This window comes from Legionella micdadei (genome assembly GCF_000953635.1).
GTDB classification, from domain to species: domain Bacteria; phylum Pseudomonadota; class Gammaproteobacteria; order Legionellales; family Legionellaceae; genus Tatlockia; species Tatlockia micdadei.
On sequence record NZ_LN614830.1, the window covers coordinates 1,806,498 to 1,823,500 of the forward strand.

Consider the following 17,003-nt stretch of genomic DNA (forward strand, 5'->3'; position numbering starts at 1 on the left):
GCCTCTACTTTAATGTTATACAATAACAATATATATCCCTTTACTACGATTCAACTCGGAGTTTTTATGAGTGCAATTAATGCGTCGCCATCCTCGTCCAGCATCTTTTTTTCTGTGAGTGCAGCTGATAAAGTTGCTTCATTGATCGCAGAAGAAGAAAATCCCAATTTGAATCTCCGTGTTTTTGTCACTGGCGGTGGCTGTTCTGGTTTTCAATATGGATTTACCTTTGATGAGAAAATCCAAGAGGACGATACCGTCATTGAACAAGCCTGTTCAGATGGGAAATCATCTGTCAAATTATTAGTGGACTCAATGAGCTATCAGTACCTTAGCGAAGCAGAGATCGACTACGTGGAAAATCTTCAGGGTGCGCAATTTGTTATCCGCAATCCCAATGCAAAAACCACATGTGGTTGTGGTTCATCCTTTAGCATGGGCGATGACGATGAATTTATCGATGGCGAAGAGGCATAAAGCCTGTTTATCTCCCATTGCCCAAACAAGACAATGGGAGCGAACTATCAATAAGGTTTTACAATCACAGTAGAGCCAATATTCAAGAAATTATGATTTAACCAACGTGCTGCGTCAGGGTAGACGCGGATACAACCGTGACTTGCATTGTAGTTTGGCATTTCATAAGACCCATGAACTGCATAATTCGTAGTGAAAAACATGCAGTAAGGCATTTTTGCGCCGCCTTTCCCAACAGGATAACGACTAGAACGGCATCCTGGACCGCCTTTGCTGAGAATAGAATAAGTTCCTGTGGGTGTTCTGCAAGAACGACCAATATCGCGACAGTATTTGCTACCGCCAATTGCTTTTCCAGATCGAATAACCTTGCCGTCTTTCACTGCTTTCCAAGTCAAGGTGCGCGGATTGAAAATGAAAGTATTCGATGCAAGAACCATCTTAGGTGAGCTAAAATCAGAGGACGCAGCAAAAGCGGTATGTTCTGAAATGGAGAAAAAAAAGCTAAATCCAACAGCAAAATACAACAACTTACGAGGTCTTATCCGTTCCATGATTTTATCCTGAAGTTGAACTATTCCTGAATCTAACTATAGGACAAAAATTGTACATTTCAAATTTTTATTCAGACTCCCAAAGGTTATTCCCAGATTTTTTTGTTAAAAACTGAATAAATTCCTCATGACGTCGCAATTCCTCTGGGTTAGCTTCAAGAATAGGTGAGCCGCTGACTAATTGCTCTGTAGGTTGATGAATGATAATTTCGGATTGGGTAATGAGCTCAGCTGCATCATCAAATAGATCGGCTTGCCCGCCAGTCATTGCTAAATAAACAGAAGCTAAAATCTCTGCATCAAGCAATGCGCCATGTAGCGTGCGATTTGAATTGTCAATTTCATAGCGTTTGCAGAGCGCATCTAGGTTATTTCGTTGCCCAGGGTGTTTTTCTTTAGCTAGTACTAAAGTATCAATAACAGAACAGCGGGTTCTGATTTCGAAACTGGCGTTTATAAGCTTTAATTCAGCATCCAAGAAGCCGATATCAAAAGGGGCATTGTGAATGATTAACTCGGCCCCATCAATGAACTCAATCAGCTCATTAGCAATCTCTTTGAATAGAGGCTTATCTTGCAAAAACTCAGTGCTGATCCCATGGACACGGAAAGCCCCTTCGTCAACTAGACGTTGAGGATTAAGATATACATGAAAATGGTTATTCGTAAGCCTTCTATCAACTAATTCCACGCAACCAATTTCAATAATTCGATGACCTAATTCCGGGCCAATACCAGTTGTTTCTGTGTCTAAAACGATTTGTCTCATCATTAAAAAAATAAAGGAAAATTTATATTATAAAGGGGAGATATTTTTAAAAAATCGCCCTGAAGCTACCAGACTGGATATTGGCTTAATATCGTGGTAGATGTCAATGGTTGACCCTTTGTGTTAATTATGATTGTTTTTAATCAGTATCGCATTATGACGAACCTAAAAGCTCTTCAATAGCACGATTTGCTAAAGCATCTGCCTGCTCGTTTTCAGGGTGCCCTGCATGCCCTTTTATCCAGTGCCAAATAATGGTGTGTTTGGACGCTAATTCATCAAGCTGCTGCCATAAATCAGCGTTTTTTACAGGTTCTTTTTTAGAATTACGCCAACCTTTTTTTTTCCACTGTGCTAGCCATTCAGTCATTCCTAGACGCAAATATTGTGAGTCGGTAAACAAATTAACAACACAAGGGCGTTTTAATGCAGACAACGCTTTTATCGCAGCAGTCAACTCCATGCGATTATTAGTTGTTTGAGCTTCACTACCATAAAGCGTTTTTTCATGGCCATTATAGCGAAGCAACGCTCCCCACCCGCCTGGACCAGGATTGCCTTTGCAAGCTCCGTCAGTGTAAATTTCAACACTCATAAAAATAAATCATCATAAGGCTTTATGGTTGGATCGATAGCATACACGGAAAAATCAGTAACACCAGCTTTCCTTAACACTTCTTCATCAATAAAAAAATTCCCACTCGTCATTTTAGAGGGTTGAGATAATATCCAATGCGCAGCATCTGCAACAATTTCTGGCTTCCGGCTAGCTTTGTAAATGGCATCGGGAAAGTGAACTCGAATAGCATCTGTTGCGATGGTTGTTCTAGGCCATAGGGAGTTTGCAGCAATCCCATATTGCTTAAGTTCTGCGGCCAACCCTAAAGTGCACATGCTCATTCCATATTTGCTGATTGTATAAGCAAGATGCGGAGCAAACCATGTTGGATCTATTGATAATGGTGGGGACAAAGTAAGTATATGAGGGTTCTTTGAATTTTTAAGATGGGGAATTGCCGCTTGTGAACAAGCAAATGTTGCACGGACGTTAACCGCTTGCATAAGATCATAACGCTTCATTGGTGTAGATAAAGTATCTGTTAAACTGATGGCGCTAGCATTGTTTACCAAAATATCCAATTGGCCGAATCGTTCAATCGTTTTTTCAACGGCATGATGGATCTGCCCTTCATCACGCACATCAACAACTAATGGCAATGCTTGGCCGCCAAGTTCCTCTATTTCTCGAGCAACAGTATGTATAGTTCCTTCAAGACTTGGATGAGGCATGTCGGTCTTAGCAGCTATTGTGATACATGCTTTTTCATGTGCAAACTTAAGCGCTATGGCTCTACCGATGCCCCTACTTGCTCCTGTGATGAATAAAACTTTAGTCACTCTTCCCCCTCGATTTAGGTTAATGCAAAATCACCTTCAAGAATTTTTTGTTTGATTATCGCTATGTCAGGAGCGAAATACCGATCAGTTGTATAAGGATCAACAAATGTCCTGACTTTTGCATAAACGACTTCTAGCTTTGGCGAGGTAGCCAGTGGTTTATGAAACTCTAAACCCTGGCAAGCAGCTAGCATTTCAATAGCAATTATGGTTGCAGTATTATCCACCATAGCATGCAGACGTTTTGCAGCATTTGTGGCCATCGATACGTGGTCTTCTTGATTTGCTGAAGTGGGAAGGCTATCGACACTATGGGGATGGGCAAGCGCCTTATTATCACTCGCACAGCTTGCCGCCGTAACATGGGGAATCATAAACCCAGAATTTAAACCACCCTCATTTACTAAAAATGGAGGTAACCTACTGAAATGCTTATCGATTAGCAATGCAATCCGCCGCTCTGAATTAGCACCTAACTCAGCCAAAGCTAAAGCAAGGTTATCAGCGGCCATTGCAATCATTTCACCATGGAAATTGCCGCCAGAAAGAATATCTTCCTGATCAATAAATACTAAAGGATTATCTGAAATAGAATTTGCCTCAACTTGAAGGGTTTCCCCCACAAACCGCATTTGATGTAGCACAGCGCCCATAATTTGCGGTTGGCATCTCAAAGAATATGGATCTTGCACTCGATCGCAATGGCGATGAGATTCACGAATGGGGCTATCCGCGAGTAATTCGCGATACATGGCCGCAACATCCCGTTGAGCCTGATAACCACGCGCTAGATGAATACGATCATCAAAAGGAATATCGCTTCCACAAGCAGCATCAACCGATAAGCTCCCTGCTAAAACAGCAGCATCAAACAAGAGTTCAGCATAAAAAAAAGCGCTCATACAAATTGCTGCTGAAGGTTGCAATCCATTTAACAATGCTAGCCCTTCTTTGGGTGCTAATTCTAAAGGCTTTAGCCCAGCAATTTTTAATCCCTCTTCAGCACTTAGTATTTTCCCATCATAACGGACTTCACCCTCTCCCAGCAGAGGCAGTGAAAGATGGGCTAAAGGCACTAGATCACCAGAAGCACCAACTGAGCCTTTAGCAGGTATACAAGGATAAATCCGTTTGTTAAAAAGCACGATTAGCGCATCAATTAACTCTTTTCTCACACCGGAATAGCCTTGTGCTAGGCTATTAATTTTCAGCAACAATGTCAGGGCAACAATTTCATCCGAAAGAAGTTCCCCCGCTCCGCAAGCATGCGAAAGCACAATATTACGTTGCAATTGTTTTAAATGATCATCGGAAATCCTTAAGTTTGCAAGCGAGCCAAATCCTGTATTAATCCCATAAACCGTTCTTTTATCCGCAATCACCTGACGGACGATACTGCAAGAAGCTTCAATCACCGGTATGGCACTCTCATCTAATACACAACATTTATTCTCTTTGAGTATTGTTTTGAGCGTTTGCAAATTCAACTGCCCAGGTAGTAATGTAAATGACTCTCTCATGGTGCAGGCTCCCCAATTTCTTCCATGGGCAACCATAAATTGTTTTCTCTGGCGCATTGTTTGGCCAACTCATAACCAGCATCTGCGTGCCTCATTACACCTGTTGCAGGATCATTATGAAGAACTCGGCTAAGCCGTGCTGCAGCTGTATCGGTGCCATCAGCTACAATGACTATTCCTGCATGTTGAGAAAAACCCATTCCAACTCCACCACCATGATGAATACTGACCCAAGTCGCCCCACTTGCGCAATTCAATAATGCATTTAACAAAGGCCAATCTGACACAGCATCACTGCCATCTAACATACCTTCTGTTTCGCGGTTTGGACTTGCCACGGAGCCAGAGTCGAGGTGATCCCTGCCGATAACAATGGGGGCTTTGACTTCACCTGATTTGACCATTTCATTAAACGCCAAAGCTAAACGAGATCTATCTTTTAAACCCACCCAACAGATCCTTGCAGGTAGACCTTGAAAGGTAATTTTTTCACGTGCCATATCAAGCCACTGGTGCAAATGGTTATCATATGGCATCAATTCCTTAACTCGCTGGTCTGTGGCATAAATATCCTGGGGATCACCTGACAGAGCTACCCAACGAAATGGTCCGATTCCTTCACAAAATAGAGGCCGTATATATTCTGAGACAAATCCCGGAATGGTAAATGCCTCCTTAACTCCACCATCAAAAGCCATTTGTCGAATGTTATTGCCGTAATCAAAAACAGGAATGCCTTTTTGCTGGAATGCAAGCATTGCCCTGACTTGCTCGGCAATGGATTTTTTTGCAGCAACAATGACTTCTTCCGGCGCTGTTTTTCTCAAATTTTCGGCTTTTTCTAAAGACCATCCTTTAGGTAGATAGCCATTCAGCGGGTCATGGGCACTTGTTTGATCGGTAACTAAAGAAGGTAGGATATTGCGTCGCAATAACTCAGGATAAATATCTGCAGCATTGCCTAGAAGCCCGACTGATAAGGGCGATTTTTCCTTTAAGGATTCTTGGATCCATGATAATGCTTGTTCAAGGTTATCCGTGGATTTATCAAGATAACGGGTCTTTAAACGCTTCTCTATATGGCTGGGATCGCATTCAACAGCAAGTATGCTCGCACCAGCCATTGTTGCTGCAAGGGGCTGTGCACCACCCATGCCCCCAAGTCCTGCTGTAAGCACCCATCGTCCAGACAAATCTCCATTAAAATGCTTTCTGGCACAAGCCGAAAAAGTCTCGTAAGTACCTTGGATGATTCCTTGAGAACCAATATAAACCCAGCTTCCGGCAGTCATTTGACCATACATCATTAAACCTTTTTTATCGAGCTCATTGAAATGTTCCCAATTGGCCCAGTGAGGCACCAAATTAGAATTTGCGATCAACACCCGTGGCGCATCTTCATGAGTATTAAACACGCCAACTGGTTTTCCTGATTGGATAAGTAACGTTTGATCGCTATTGAGCTTTTTAAGCACTTCCACGATTTTATCGAAGGATTGCCAATTGCGAGCTGCTCGGCCGAGTCCACCATAGACAATCAAAGCGTCAGGATTTTCTGCAACTTCTGGGTCTAAGTTATTACAGAGCATACGTAAGGCTGCTTCAGTAAGCCAATTTTTAGCTTCCAGCTTAGTGCCACAATTCGCTTTGATTTGACGGTGATTTGAATTTACAATTATCATCCTTTCTCCATCCTGGATCTGAGACAGTTATCATACACTAATGATTTATACACGCGAAAGACATAATTGCCTGCTTTAATACCCAACAGTATGTTAAACATAAAAACAATATGATAAACTATGTAAACCCAGGTGCTATTTAAGAAATTACTGTGCAAAACGAATTAGACAAATTGGCCTCACACCCACCGTCATTACGGGTTTTTTTTGCCACTGAAATGTGGGAAAGATATGGATTTTATGTTGTTCAATCTTTACTTGCCCTCTACCTTGCACTCCACTTTAAGTGGCCTGATGATCAAGTTTATGCCCTAGTCGGATCCTTTACCGCATTAACCTATCTTTCACCTGTTATTGGAGGTTGGATTGCTGATCACTTAATTGGTCAGAAAAGAGCCATACTAGCAGGAGCAGTCTTCCTATTTTTCAGCTACTTAGTCCTTACATTCCTTTCTTCTAAGGCTATATTGATTGCTGCATTAGGTGGTGTCGCTGTAGGTACTGGGTTGTTAAAGCCAAATATTTCGTCACTTTTAGGCAACGAATACGATGTCGGCTCCTCGAAACGCGAAAGCGGTTTTACTATTTTCTATATGGGTATCACCACTGGTATCATTTTAGGCACAACTTTACCAAGCATGCTAAAAGATAATTTTGGTTGGTCAATTTCTTTTGTTAGCGCTGCTTTTGGTATGGTGATTTCCTTCGCCGTATTTGCTTTTGGAGCCTATCGTTACAAAATTGCTGACTATCATCCTCATGAATTACGCTTAGAGAAATTCATCAAGGCAGTAGGCATGATATCCGTATTATGGTTAATCTCCTTTTCTATCCTGAATTTCCCTATTTTTGCCGATGCCGCTTTCGGCGCTGTCGTCCTCTTGTCATTAATCTACTTGTTTTATTCGATTAAGCGTGAATCTTCTAATCAAGCTAGGCAAACAGCCGTCATTGGATTATTGTGTATTATTTCTGTGATGTTCTGGGCTTTTTATTTCCAGATGTTTATGTCTTTAACCTTATTCATTTCACGTGTCGTAGAACCTAAATTATTTGGCATTTCTTTCCCCCCGCCTTATTATGTGAGCATCCAAAGTGTCGGAATGATTGTTTTTGGTTACCTACTTTCACGTAGTAAAGCTCAGCTTACTTTAGTACAAAGCGGTATCCGTACCGGAAAGAAATTTTTGTTAGCGATGCTTTTCATGACTGCGGCCTACGCCTTAATTTCCGTTGTTTGCTCTAACTCTACTGGAGCAACTTTGTTATCACCTTTATTTTTCATCCCTGCTTATTTGCTCATTTCTGTTGCCGAATTGCTATTATCCCCTGTCGGCTTATCAGCGATAACAGTACTTGCCAGCCGTAAAAAAGTAAGCACTATGATGGGTATCTTTTTCGTTTCATTAGGTATAGGAGGGTTCTTATCAGGGAAACTCGCCTCACTTACCTCTGTGAAGGGAGAAGCGTTATCAATCCTTGAACTTAAGGCCCATTATGCGCAAACATTTTCTACCCTTTTAAATATTTTGTTTATTGCAACGCTAATCTGTTTTATTTTGTTCAGAGTGATAAAAGCCCTCTTATCACGCCATACTGTTGCAGCAACGAATCATTTAATTAAGTGCAATTAAAGCTAATGACTGTCTTGGTGAAGCAGGTTGGATCAAATGAACCATCCTGCTCCTCTCAATCTTGACTATACTGTTAGCAAACTAACGCTCAAGGATGGAGAATATGTCAAAATTTCTTTCAGACATAAAAGTGCGCTCTACAATCGTTATTCGCCATATAACTCAATCTACCACGGCTTGCCTTCTTGCTATGACTAAGGGAAATTTATACGTAATCTCCTGGCATCATTGGGAAATTGCAATTTGTACAGGACTAGGTACAGGGGTAATTAGTTTATTGGCCTCGTATGGAGATTTAGTTAAGTTCCAAACTTCCCGCTACGGAGTAGCAGCTATTGCTTTTATTGGAACTACAATTGCTGATTTTATAAGTCATGGCGGTACATCCTGGAAAGAGTCACTGGTTACCGGTATAGGTGCAGCTTTGCTCTCTTTCTTTGTTTCTTTTACTCCACTCGACAAATATTTAGCTAATTTGCAAGAAAAGAAAGAGGAGAATTAATCAATTAACCGACCTTTCTATCTATCCCATTTGCACAATCATTCCTCGAGCGCACGATAAATAACAACGCCCACATGCGGCGGATGTGGCTTGAGGAATTTTTTACTTTTTAATACTCTTGTGGATTGTTCTAGGCCTTGATTCCACCGCTCATGAATGGAATAAGCAGAAAAATCAGCGTCCTTCGTTGATGATTCCCAGGGTTTTTGTTGGTATTCAAGCTGAACGATATCAAAATCGGTAGAACACCCTAAAGAGACTAAATCGAGATTTTCGGGTAATAATTGCTTTTCTTCAGGTAGTTGCTCATACAGTGCTTTAATTGCTCGTCTTAGATTGTGCTTATCTTCATAGATTAGCTTTTGCTCATCTGAACGACTGCTGTAAATGATTTCAAGATTCCTTTTTTTTACGTCGTCAATGCAGTTAGGGAGCTCACCTTTAGCACTCCATAAATCCACCATAAAACAAAGGGTATTCGTTCGAGGCAAATCGTCTAGAACCACAGAAAGCGGTGTGTTCGAATATACACCTCCATCCCAATAATATTCGCCATCAATTTCAATTGGAGGAAATGCGGGGGGTAATGCACCGCTTGCCATAATATGCTTTGGTTCAATTCTTTCTAGTTTAGAATCAAAATAACGGATTTTTCCTGTATTAATATTCGTCGCCCCTAAACTTAGACGTATTTCACCTTTGGCCAAATAATCAAAATCGATTAGATCCTTAAGAAAATTTTGCAAAGGTTCGGTGTCATAGAAACTATTCCAAGGACCATAAAACATGTCATACATCGTAAAAAACCTTGGTTTGAAAAAAACGGAGATTCCAGACATCGCTACTTGATGAAACTGCCAGTTCGTGACAAATTTCCGAATAGAATCAGGGAGGTCAAGCCCGAAATCAAATATTTCATCGTGAATTACTGCATGCCAAAATTGCTTCAACCGAGGTAAGCGATTTTGAGGCTCATTTCCTGCAATAATCGCTGCATTGATTGCTCCAATTGAAGTTCCTGTTATCCAATTGGGAATATAATTTGCCTTTTCTAGTCCTTCATAAACCCCCGCTTGAAAAGCCCCTAATGCTCCCCCACCTTGCAAAACCAAAGCAATTCTTTTTTTCACAGGATTGTCGTGTAATTCAATAGTACACCCCAAAACTGTTTCCATGGAAATCTCCGTTGTATTAACAAATACCCTTCTAAAGTGTAGTACACAGCAAATTTAGACGTGTAATCCTCTGATTCAATTTCTCGGCATAAAGGACAAAGTAGAAACAGCTACTGTCAATTACCTTTGAACCATAAAAATTTAATTAAACACATTTCCGCTTATTGGTGTTGGCGGTTGGATTTGACTATCCCCAGCATCATACGCCTTAGCTAATACTTCGAAGAAAGTGGCGTATTGATTTTGCTTGTACACCAGGATCTCTTTGAGGTCATCACACTCGAGGGAAACATTAAATTCATCCCCTGAAGAGAGTAATAACTCTTTTAGCTCTTCTCGGCATCCAAACTCATTCCACAAATTATTACCATTAAAAATGATATGTAAAAGATAACTTCCTCTTTTTACATTCTTTGATAAGGTTAATGAGATCTTTGATAAGATCTTTTTCACTAACAAATCCCCTTAGATTAGAAAGATTAAGGACTTCTAAATGAGGTGGTAAGTAAGAAACAATTTTTACAAGGTCACCAGAGGAGACCATGCAGCGTTTTAATGAAAGGACTGACAATCGCTTGTTGTTAACCAAACCTGCCTGTAATCTAAAAAAATCACTAAAATCTGAGTCGGTAAAACTTAGCTTTGTAATCGATTGATTTTTCTCAAGCATCCTATTTAAAGCTTCGGCCTCTGTCTTAGGTATATCAAATCCCACTAAATGGAGGGTTTGCACTGAAGAGTTGGCAGGATTTTCAGCTCCAGTCAATGGAATACACGTTAATGCTTGAAAAATCGGCTCTAACATCTTCAATCCGTAAAACGACATACTATAGTTAATTTTTAGATTTGAAATCGTTCTATTCAATTGTAAAGCCTGAGCTAAAGGTAGAAAATGTTCATGAGGCCCTATAACAAAACTCAGTGCTTCAATAGGACAATAGGGTTGGGTTAAAGCCTTACTTATTACAGCAAGATTCAACATATCAGGCGTGCCTTCAAGGTTCAGTTGCCTAATACAAGCACGCCCCTCAATCTCTTTAAGAATAGTCTCTAAAAATTTAAGAGGTGAACTTAATTCAATGGAAAGCGAGGTTTCATACTTACGTTCATTTGCAATTTTACGAAATGCCATAAGACAGCGCCTTTGACTTTCAATATCCGTATCCATATCGTCAACATCAATAGTACCCGGATTAGGATCGAGTATAAAAAGTTCAAGTTGCTCATCAAAGTTCTGAGAATTAATAGTCTTTCGACATAAAGTAAATTTCACTGAAAATCCTATTGAAAATAAAAAAGCGAAAGATCCTATCATATTACTCCATATTGTCCAGTTTTATCCCAAAAAGACCTTAAAGAGATCATTAGCAAATGAGTTGAAGATCCTTATATCAAGGCATAAACAGCAACCTATTTTGAGTTCGGCGGGTGTAATGAGTAAAAAAACGTCTTTGCAAAAACATGAAAGATCGAACCAATTAAAGGTATCTGCGAAAATAGTTTATCTATTGGCTATTTTATAATTCTTTGAGAGTTCTATTTTTACTGCTATTATTCGACGCTTTTGAATAAGATTTTCGAATTTATGACTGAGCAACAATCAATTTTAAACCAATTACAACAAGCGTTAGATGATATACAAGCGATTGACATCACTGTGATTGACGTAAAACAGCAAACTTCGGTTACAGATTATATGATTATTTGTAGCGGCCGTTCATCCCGTCACGTTAAAGCAGTTGCAGAATTTGTCATTGAACGGATGGAAGCAGCAGGACTTTCACCGTTAAGTCAATCCGGTCTTGAAAATGGTGAATGGGTTTTGATTGATTTTGGAGATTTTGTTTTACATATTATGCAGCCAGAAAGCCGTGCCTTTTATAATTTAGAAGGACTATGGCAAACTAACCCATCTAATGACTAATTATGCTTAAAATTACGCTAATTGCTTGTGGCAATAAAATGCCTACCTGGGTAAATAGCGCAGTTTCTGAGTTTACTAAACGTTTACAAGAATTTGTAAATTTCAATTTAATTGAAATTCCACTTGCAAAGCGAGGAAAAGCCAGTGATTTAACACGGATTTTAGAAAAAGAAGCTGCCTTAATAACCCATACAATACCTCCAAATGCACGTGTGATTGCCCTGGATATTAGTGGAGAATCATTTAGTAGCGAAAAGCTGGCCTCGAAATTAGAGCAACTACAGCAAATCAGTAGCCATCTATGTTTTCTTATTGGTGGGCCAGAAGGTTTGCTTCCATCAGTACTAGGAAGAGCAGATGAGAGATGGTCGTTATCGAAATTGACCTTACCCCATCCACTGGTTCGTATCATTCTCTTAGAAACACTTTACAGAGCCTGGTCGATTATACATAAGCACCCTTATCACAAGTGAAGTTTTAAGCTAAGATGTGTACTTTTATCTTATTTGCAGAAAATGCGATTTAACAATTCAGTAAAAAATGATCGGGCAGAATTGCGATTGCATACCTCTCGATTAAATTTACTAGTCTTATTGATAATTATCTTATCATTAACACTGATTTTACGCCTAACCTATTTGCAAATATCCGAATTTAAGCGCTATGAAACACTTTCTTTAAAAAATCAAATGAGTGTTATTCCAATTGCTCCGCCTCGAGGTATTATTCTTGATAAAAATGGGGTTGTTCTTGCAGAAAATATTCCTGTCTATGTTCTAGAAATTATTCCTGAACGCGTTAAAGATATACCGAAAACCTTGGAACAGTTACGGATTCTCCTTCCATCGATTACCGATGAAGATATCGATAACTTTAATCATGCTCGCAAACAGAATCGTTCGTTTGTTCCTATCCCTTTCAAACTTAAATTAAGTCAAGAAGAAGTCGCTGTTTTTGCAAGTAACCAGTATCGTTTTCCAGGGGTTAGTATCAAAGCGAGGTTAATGCGCTATTATCCTTTTGGTGAAATGATGGCACATATCCTTGGTTATGTGGGCCGGATCAATGTGCAGGAGTTGCGTCAGGTCGATCCAACCAATTATCAGGCAACCAATTTTATTGGAAAATCAGGAATTGAAAAATTTTATGAGAATATCTTACATGGTGAAGTCGGTTATCAATTGATCGAAACCGATGTGAGTGGTCGAACTATCAGAGTTCTCAACAAGCAAAACCCAATATCGGGGGAAAAACTTTATCTGACTATTGATACACGATTGCAACAAGTCGCGTACCAAGCCATGAAAGATAAACGTGGGGCAGTTGTTGCGTTGAGCACCCAAGGCGGGGATATTTTGGCAATGGTTAGCGCGCCCAGTTTTGATCCAAACCTATTTGTCAATGGAATTAGTGCTGATGATTATAAGAAATTAGCTACTGCACGCGATCGGCCGCTTTATAATCGAGCAGTTCGAGGTTTATACCCCCCAGCGTCAACAATCAAGCCCTTTATGGGGTTAGCTGGTCTAGAGAAAGGTGTTGTCGATACCACCTACAGCATTCATGATCCCGGTTGGTTTAGGCTGCCAGGCGTTAGCCACCCCTACCGAGATTGGAAAAAAACGGGACATGGTTTTATTAATTTAAAACGAGCGATCACTGTCTCTTGTGACACTTATTTTTATCACTTGGGTCACAAAATGGGTATTACAGCAATCGAGGATATGTTAATTCAATTTGGATTTGGTCAATTAACTCATGTCGATTTGCACGAAGAGGCCCCTGGACTTGTCCCTAATAAACATTGGAAAAGACAAGCTAAAGGCCAATCTTGGTACCCTGGTGATACGGTTATAACCTCAATCGGGCAAGGCTTTACGCTTGTGTCCCCACTCCAGCTAGCCAATGCAACAGCCTCACTAAGTCAGAAAGGTAGACGTTTTAGACCTCATCTCCTGCATAAATCCATTCAAAGTGATAAGGGAGAGATCCATGAATATAAAGTCCTTGAAGAGTATCCCATAAAACTTAAAGATGAAAATTATTGGACAATCATCGCAGAAGCCATGCAGTCTGTGATTACTAATAATGAAGGGACAGGTTATCGTTTTGGTCGAAATGCGCCCTACTCGGTTGCAGCCAAAACTGGCACAGCCCAAGTATTTGGCGGTAAGCAATATGAAAAAGTCCGTAAAGCCAAATACGAGGATATTCCTGAATACTTAAGAGACCATTCGCTCATTATTGCCTTTGCTCCTGTAGAAAAACCAGAAATTGCAGTGGCAGTAATGGTAGAAAATGATCTAGCAGCATCTAATGTGGCACGAAAGGTCATGGATGCTTATTTTGAACTGAAGAAAAGTGAAACTAAGTCATGAAAACACGTCACAATCGACCAGTTTATAGACTAACTGCAAAATCAATCCATGTTGATTTTCCTTTGTTGTGTTTACTTTTAGCCTTGATTGCTATGGGGATGCTAATTCTATTCAGTGCTTCAAATCAAAATTTAAGCATGGTATTTCGGCAATCAGTTAGATTAGTGTTTGCTTTAAGTATCATGATGGTTTTTGCTGCAATTCCTCCTCACAAATATAAAGCATGGACACCATGGATTTATGGGATAGGTTTAGCCTTGCTAATTGCGGTGATGCTTATAGGTAAGATTGGTAAAGGAGCGCAGCGTTGGTTAGATTTAGGACTATTTCGATTTCAACCCTCAGAAATCATGAAATTAGCCATTCCTATGATGGCCGCTTGGTATTTTGATCGCCAACCCTTCCCTATCAGAATCAAATCGCTATTGGTTGCCGCGTTAATGATTTTTATCCCGGGTATTTTAATTGCTAAACAACCTGATTTAGGTACTGCTATTATGGTGATTGCCTCTGGCTTATGCGTTATTTTTTTGGCCGGAATAAGAATGCGTATTTTATTATTTATGGGTATGGCTATCGGTGCAAGCATCCCCTTAGTTTGGCACGTGATGCACGATTATCAAAAACAGCGAATTTATACTTTACTTAATCCAGAACAAGATCCTCTTGGATCGGGTTATCATATTATTCAATCCAAAATTGCGATTGGTTCCGGTGGTGTTTTTGGAAAGGGCTGGCTTGAAGGAAGTCAATCTCATCTTAATTTTTTACCGGAGCATGCAACTGACTTTATTTTTGCAGTGAGCGGGGAAGAGTTTGGTTTCGTCGGCAGCTGTATTCTTATTGCATTAGTGATTTTGATTTCACTTCGTGGTCTTCATATAGCAAGGCATGCGCAAACCAGTTTTACTCGTCTCCTAGCTGCAAGTTTGGCAATGACTTTCTTTCTTTCTGCTTTCGTCAATATAGGTATGGTGATGGGTATTTTGCCTGTCGTTGGTATTCCTTTGCCTCTAGTCAGCTATGGTGGAACCGCAATGGTGACTTTTCTCACCGGCTTTGGTGTTTTGATGTCAATTAGCTCACACCGCATTTTATTTAATAATTTATCCTATGGCCGCTAACATAATAGGTTTCCTTCATGTGGCTTAAGAACAATTATTAAATCATAATTCAAAGTGTTGACATTATTTTCTTTATGAATAATAATTTGCCACTTCGATTTCTGGCACCACAATCTATGGAATTAAAATTAATTACGATTAGAGCCCTTATTATAACCCTATTGGCTATTTCGAACGGCTATTCAGAAGAAGTTACAATCACAGGCTCAATAAAACACATTATCAAGTTATCAACGAACAAAGCTGTACAATCCAAAGAAAATGAAAAGGAAATTCAATTATTACGAATAGAACTTTCTGATGAAGAAAAAGCATTGCTTGAAATGAGAGCCAGAGAAGCATCTCTACACAGAAATCAATTTTCATTAGATTCCTCTTCTCAAGAATCGACTCTACCTAATGCCATTCAACTCGGTATGAACAAAGTTCCGGTACTTGATCAAGGTCGTCATGGAACATGCGTTACTTTTGCTGTAACAGGCGCATTGGATGCATTAATTGGTAAAGGCGACTATGTTAGCCAGCTTTGTCACTTACAATTAGGTAATTATTTAGAAAACCATGGCTACAGTTCAAGTGGCTGGGATGGGAGCAACGCAAGTTCTGTAATCAGCCAAATTAGCCAATATGGGATTATTAATAAGGAAAAGCAGCGAAAATTTGGCTGTGGTGTTTTGAAGGAATACCCTCTTAATGGTAAAACCCCAAAATCATATATAGAACCAGATAAATTCGCTTCAATGAGTGAATTGATTTTTGGTCATTTGGCGAATTGGTCAAATAGCTATTATCGACTTGATTCTAGTAAAACATTAAATGAAGTCAAACAAGCCCTTAATTCAGGAGATAGATTAGTTTTTGCAGTAAGGTTGCCACGTACGGATTTAGGAACAGTTGGCGCGGTAGGTAAATACAAGACTTGGATTGACAAAGACACTTGGGTATTAACCCAAGAAATCATTGACGGTATAAAAAATGTGAAATCAGCGCATGAAATGATAATTACAGGCTATGATGATAATGCTGTAGCTTTCGATAACAAGGGAAAAAAACACAAGGGCTTGTTGATACTACGCAACTCTTGGGGAGCTTGGGCTGGTAACTATGGTGAATTCTATATGTCATATGACTACTTTAAATTACTGACTTTTGAAGTTAAACGATTCTCTCCAAATTCAATTTAGTTATGCCATATTTGCACTGCTCCCTTTCACTGGAAAGATACAGTTATTTTGGGCCTCAAAGCCCAAAATAACTCATATCAATTCTACAGAATGCAAAACTGCAGCTACGGATGAAAAATTCTTACGATGAATGGCACAAGGCCCCTTTTCTTTTAATGCAGCACGATGCATGGCAGTTGCATAACCTTTATGTAGCGCAAAACCGTAACCTGGATAAATTAAATCCATTGCTTCCATTTCCTCATCGCGAAGGACTTTTGCTAGAATTGAGGCAGCACTAATTGCATTTTCAATATTATCACCATTGATAATTGCCTTGCATGGGATGGCTATTGTTGGAATGAACATACCATCGACAATCACTTCATCCGGTTGAATAGTTAAGGCCTCGATTGCCCTCTTCATCGCTAGGAGAGTAGCATGATGAATATTTAATCGATCGATTTCTTCCACCTCGGCTCTGCCGTAAGAAAAACAGAGTGCTTCATTTTTAATCTTATCAACTAATTTTTTCCGTTTGGCAGCAGTTAACTTTTTTGAATCCATCACACCTTCAATTGGCTTATTAAGAATTACTGCTGCGGTGATAAGTGGACCTGCTAAAGGCCCTCGCCCTACTTCATCAACTCCGGCAATACACCCCGCCATTGCTTATCTCCTGAAAATCAACAAACAGCTAATC

General features: G+C 39.9%; 18 protein-coding genes. 8 read left to right on the forward strand and 10 right to left on the reverse strand.

Annotated elements, in window-relative coordinates; genetic code table 11:
- The first annotated feature begins 66 nt into the window (after positions 1 to 66).
- On the forward strand, positions 67 to 477 hold the full coding sequence (gene erpA / locus LMI_RS08080; RefSeq protein ID WP_045099343.1) for an iron-sulfur cluster insertion protein ErpA: 411 nt from the start codon (positions 67 to 69) through the stop codon (positions 475 to 477).
- 47 nt (positions 478 to 524) lie between these two features.
- Here erpA and LMI_RS08085 read toward each other — a convergent pair whose 3' ends face one another.
- The 6 genes from LMI_RS08085 to hutU all read right to left on the reverse strand — a co-directional run bounded on the left by LMI_RS08085 (position 525) and on the right by hutU (position 6,400).
- Positions 525 to 1,031 carry a L,D-transpeptidase gene (locus LMI_RS08085; protein WP_052679498.1) on the reverse strand — a complete coding sequence of 169 codons (507 nt, stop codon included), beginning with the start codon at positions 1,029 to 1,031 and terminating at the stop codon, positions 525 to 527.
- 67 nt (positions 1,032 to 1,098) lie between these two features.
- Positions 1,099 to 1,800 carry a DNA polymerase III subunit epsilon gene (gene dnaQ / locus LMI_RS08090; protein ID WP_045099344.1) on the reverse strand — a complete coding sequence of 234 codons (702 nt, stop codon included), beginning with the start codon at positions 1,798 to 1,800 and terminating at the stop codon, positions 1,099 to 1,101.
- A gap of 154 nt (positions 1,801 to 1,954) precedes the next feature.
- On the reverse strand, positions 1,955 to 2,395 hold the full coding sequence (gene rnhA, locus LMI_RS08095; protein ID WP_045099345.1) for a ribonuclease HI: 441 nt from the start codon (positions 2,393 to 2,395) through the stop codon (positions 1,955 to 1,957).
- Positions 2,392 to 3,198: an SDR family oxidoreductase gene (locus LMI_RS08100; protein ID WP_045099346.1), complete on the reverse strand. Its 807-nt coding sequence runs from the start codon at positions 3,196 to 3,198 to the stop codon at positions 2,392 to 2,394. The genes rnhA and LMI_RS08100 overlap by 4 nt, the downstream gene beginning before the upstream one ends.
- A 14-nt stretch (positions 3,199 to 3,212) precedes the next feature.
- Positions 3,213 to 4,718, reverse strand: coding sequence for a histidine ammonia-lyase (gene hutH / locus LMI_RS08105; RefSeq protein WP_045099347.1), 1,506 nt, complete (start codon positions 4,716 to 4,718; stop codon positions 3,213 to 3,215).
- Positions 4,715 to 6,400, reverse strand: coding sequence for a urocanate hydratase (gene hutU / locus LMI_RS08110; RefSeq protein WP_045099348.1), 1,686 nt, complete (start codon positions 6,398 to 6,400; stop codon positions 4,715 to 4,717). Before hutU ends, hutH begins: the two co-directional genes overlap by 4 nt.
- 173 nt (positions 6,401 to 6,573) lie before the next feature.
- On the opposite strand from hutU, the gene LMI_RS08115 reads away from it, so the two are divergent.
- Both LMI_RS08115 and LMI_RS08120 read left to right on the forward strand, forming a co-directional pair.
- A complete protein-coding gene (locus tag LMI_RS08115) occupies positions 6,574 to 8,034 on the forward strand; it encodes a peptide MFS transporter (protein WP_102010587.1) in 1,461 nt (486 codons plus the stop codon).
- Positions 8,035 to 8,137: 103 nt separating this feature from the next.
- On the forward strand, positions 8,138 to 8,536 hold the full coding sequence (locus tag LMI_RS08120) for a hypothetical protein (protein WP_045099350.1): 399 nt from the start codon (positions 8,138 to 8,140) through the stop codon (positions 8,534 to 8,536).
- Between the two features lie 38 nt (positions 8,537 to 8,574).
- On the opposite strand, the gene LMI_RS08125 is transcribed toward LMI_RS08120, so the two are convergent.
- The 3 genes from LMI_RS08125 to LMI_RS08135 form a co-directional block, all read right to left on the reverse strand.
- A complete protein-coding gene (locus LMI_RS08125) occupies positions 8,575 to 9,711 on the reverse strand; it encodes a patatin-like phospholipase family protein (protein WP_045099351.1) in 1,137 nt (378 codons plus the stop codon).
- Positions 9,712 to 9,852: 141 nt separating this feature from the next.
- Complete coding sequence (locus LMI_RS08130) at positions 9,853 to 10,071, reverse strand: hypothetical protein (protein WP_045099352.1); 219 nt, start codon at positions 10,069 to 10,071, stop codon at positions 9,853 to 9,855.
- A gap of 10 nt (positions 10,072 to 10,081) precedes the next feature.
- A complete protein-coding gene (locus LMI_RS08135) occupies positions 10,082 to 10,984 on the reverse strand; it encodes a leucine-rich repeat domain-containing protein (protein ID WP_143001040.1) in 903 nt (300 codons plus the stop codon).
- A gap of 312 nt (positions 10,985 to 11,296) precedes the next feature.
- Here LMI_RS08135 and rsfS point away from each other — a divergent pair, with 312 nt between their 5' ends.
- The 5 genes from rsfS to LMI_RS08160 all read left to right on the forward strand — a co-directional run bounded on the left by rsfS (position 11,297) and on the right by LMI_RS08160 (position 16,321).
- Complete coding sequence (gene rsfS / locus LMI_RS08140; protein WP_045099354.1) at positions 11,297 to 11,635, forward strand: ribosome silencing factor; 339 nt, start codon at positions 11,297 to 11,299, stop codon at positions 11,633 to 11,635.
- 2 nt (positions 11,636 to 11,637) lie between these two features.
- Positions 11,638 to 12,108, forward strand: coding sequence for a 23S rRNA (pseudouridine(1915)-N(3))-methyltransferase RlmH (rlmH, locus tag LMI_RS08145; protein ID WP_045099355.1), 471 nt, complete (start codon positions 11,638 to 11,640; stop codon positions 12,106 to 12,108).
- A gap of 42 nt (positions 12,109 to 12,150) precedes the next feature.
- Positions 12,151 to 14,013, forward strand: a complete 1,863-nt coding sequence (gene mrdA / locus LMI_RS08150) for a penicillin-binding protein 2 (RefSeq protein WP_045099356.1) — start codon at positions 12,151 to 12,153, stop codon at positions 14,011 to 14,013.
- Positions 14,010 to 15,137, forward strand: a complete 1,128-nt coding sequence (rodA, locus tag LMI_RS08155) for a rod shape-determining protein RodA (RefSeq protein WP_045099357.1) — start codon at positions 14,010 to 14,012, stop codon at positions 15,135 to 15,137. Before mrdA ends, rodA begins: the two co-directional genes overlap by 4 nt.
- A 116-nt stretch (positions 15,138 to 15,253) precedes the next feature.
- On the forward strand, positions 15,254 to 16,321 hold the full coding sequence (locus LMI_RS08160) for a C1 family peptidase (protein WP_045099358.1): 1,068 nt from the start codon (positions 15,254 to 15,256) through the stop codon (positions 16,319 to 16,321).
- A 72-nt stretch (positions 16,322 to 16,393) separates the two neighbouring features.
- On the opposite strand, the gene rnhB is transcribed toward LMI_RS08160, so the two are convergent.
- The gene (rnhB, locus tag LMI_RS08165; protein ID WP_045099359.1) at positions 16,394 to 16,969 is read right to left on the reverse strand and encodes a ribonuclease HII; all 576 of its coding nucleotides are present in this window, start codon (positions 16,967 to 16,969) and stop codon (positions 16,394 to 16,396) included.
- Positions 16,970 to 17,003 lie beyond the last annotated feature (34 nt).

Coding starts and splice junctions, on each gene's coding strand:
- dnaQ (WP_045099344.1), bottom strand. CDS start 1,800: ATGAGACAAATCGTTTTAGACACAGAAACAACTGGTATTGGCCCGGAA.
- LMI_RS08125 (WP_045099351.1), bottom strand. CDS start 9,711: ATGGAAACAGTTTTGGGGTGTACTATTGAATTACACGACAATCCTGTG.
- rlmH (WP_045099355.1), top strand. CDS start 11,638: ATGCTTAAAATTACGCTAATTGCTTGTGGCAATAAAATGCCTACCTGG.
- erpA (WP_045099343.1), top strand. CDS start 67: ATGAGTGCAATTAATGCGTCGCCATCCTCGTCCAGCATCTTTTTTTCT.
- mrdA (WP_045099356.1), top strand. CDS start 12,151: ATGCGATTTAACAATTCAGTAAAAAATGATCGGGCAGAATTGCGATTG.
- rsfS (WP_045099354.1), top strand. CDS start 11,297: ATGACTGAGCAACAATCAATTTTAAACCAATTACAACAAGCGTTAGAT.
- LMI_RS08120 (WP_045099350.1), top strand. CDS start 8,138: ATGTCAAAATTTCTTTCAGACATAAAAGTGCGCTCTACAATCGTTATT.
- LMI_RS08160 (WP_045099358.1), top strand. CDS start 15,254: ATGGAATTAAAATTAATTACGATTAGAGCCCTTATTATAACCCTATTG.
- LMI_RS08085 (WP_052679498.1), bottom strand. CDS start 1,031: ATGGAACGGATAAGACCTCGTAAGTTGTTGTATTTTGCTGTTGGATTT.
- hutH (WP_045099347.1), bottom strand. CDS start 4,718: ATGAGAGAGTCATTTACATTACTACCTGGGCAGTTGAATTTGCAAACG.
- rodA (WP_045099357.1), top strand. CDS start 14,010: ATGAAAACACGTCACAATCGACCAGTTTATAGACTAACTGCAAAATCA.
- rnhB (WP_045099359.1), bottom strand. CDS start 16,969: ATGGCGGGGTGTATTGCCGGAGTTGATGAAGTAGGGCGAGGGCCTTTA.
- hutU (WP_045099348.1), bottom strand. CDS start 6,400: ATGATAATTGTAAATTCAAATCACCGTCAAATCAAAGCGAATTGTGGC.
- rnhA (WP_045099345.1), bottom strand. CDS start 2,395: ATGAGTGTTGAAATTTACACTGACGGAGCTTGCAAAGGCAATCCTGGT.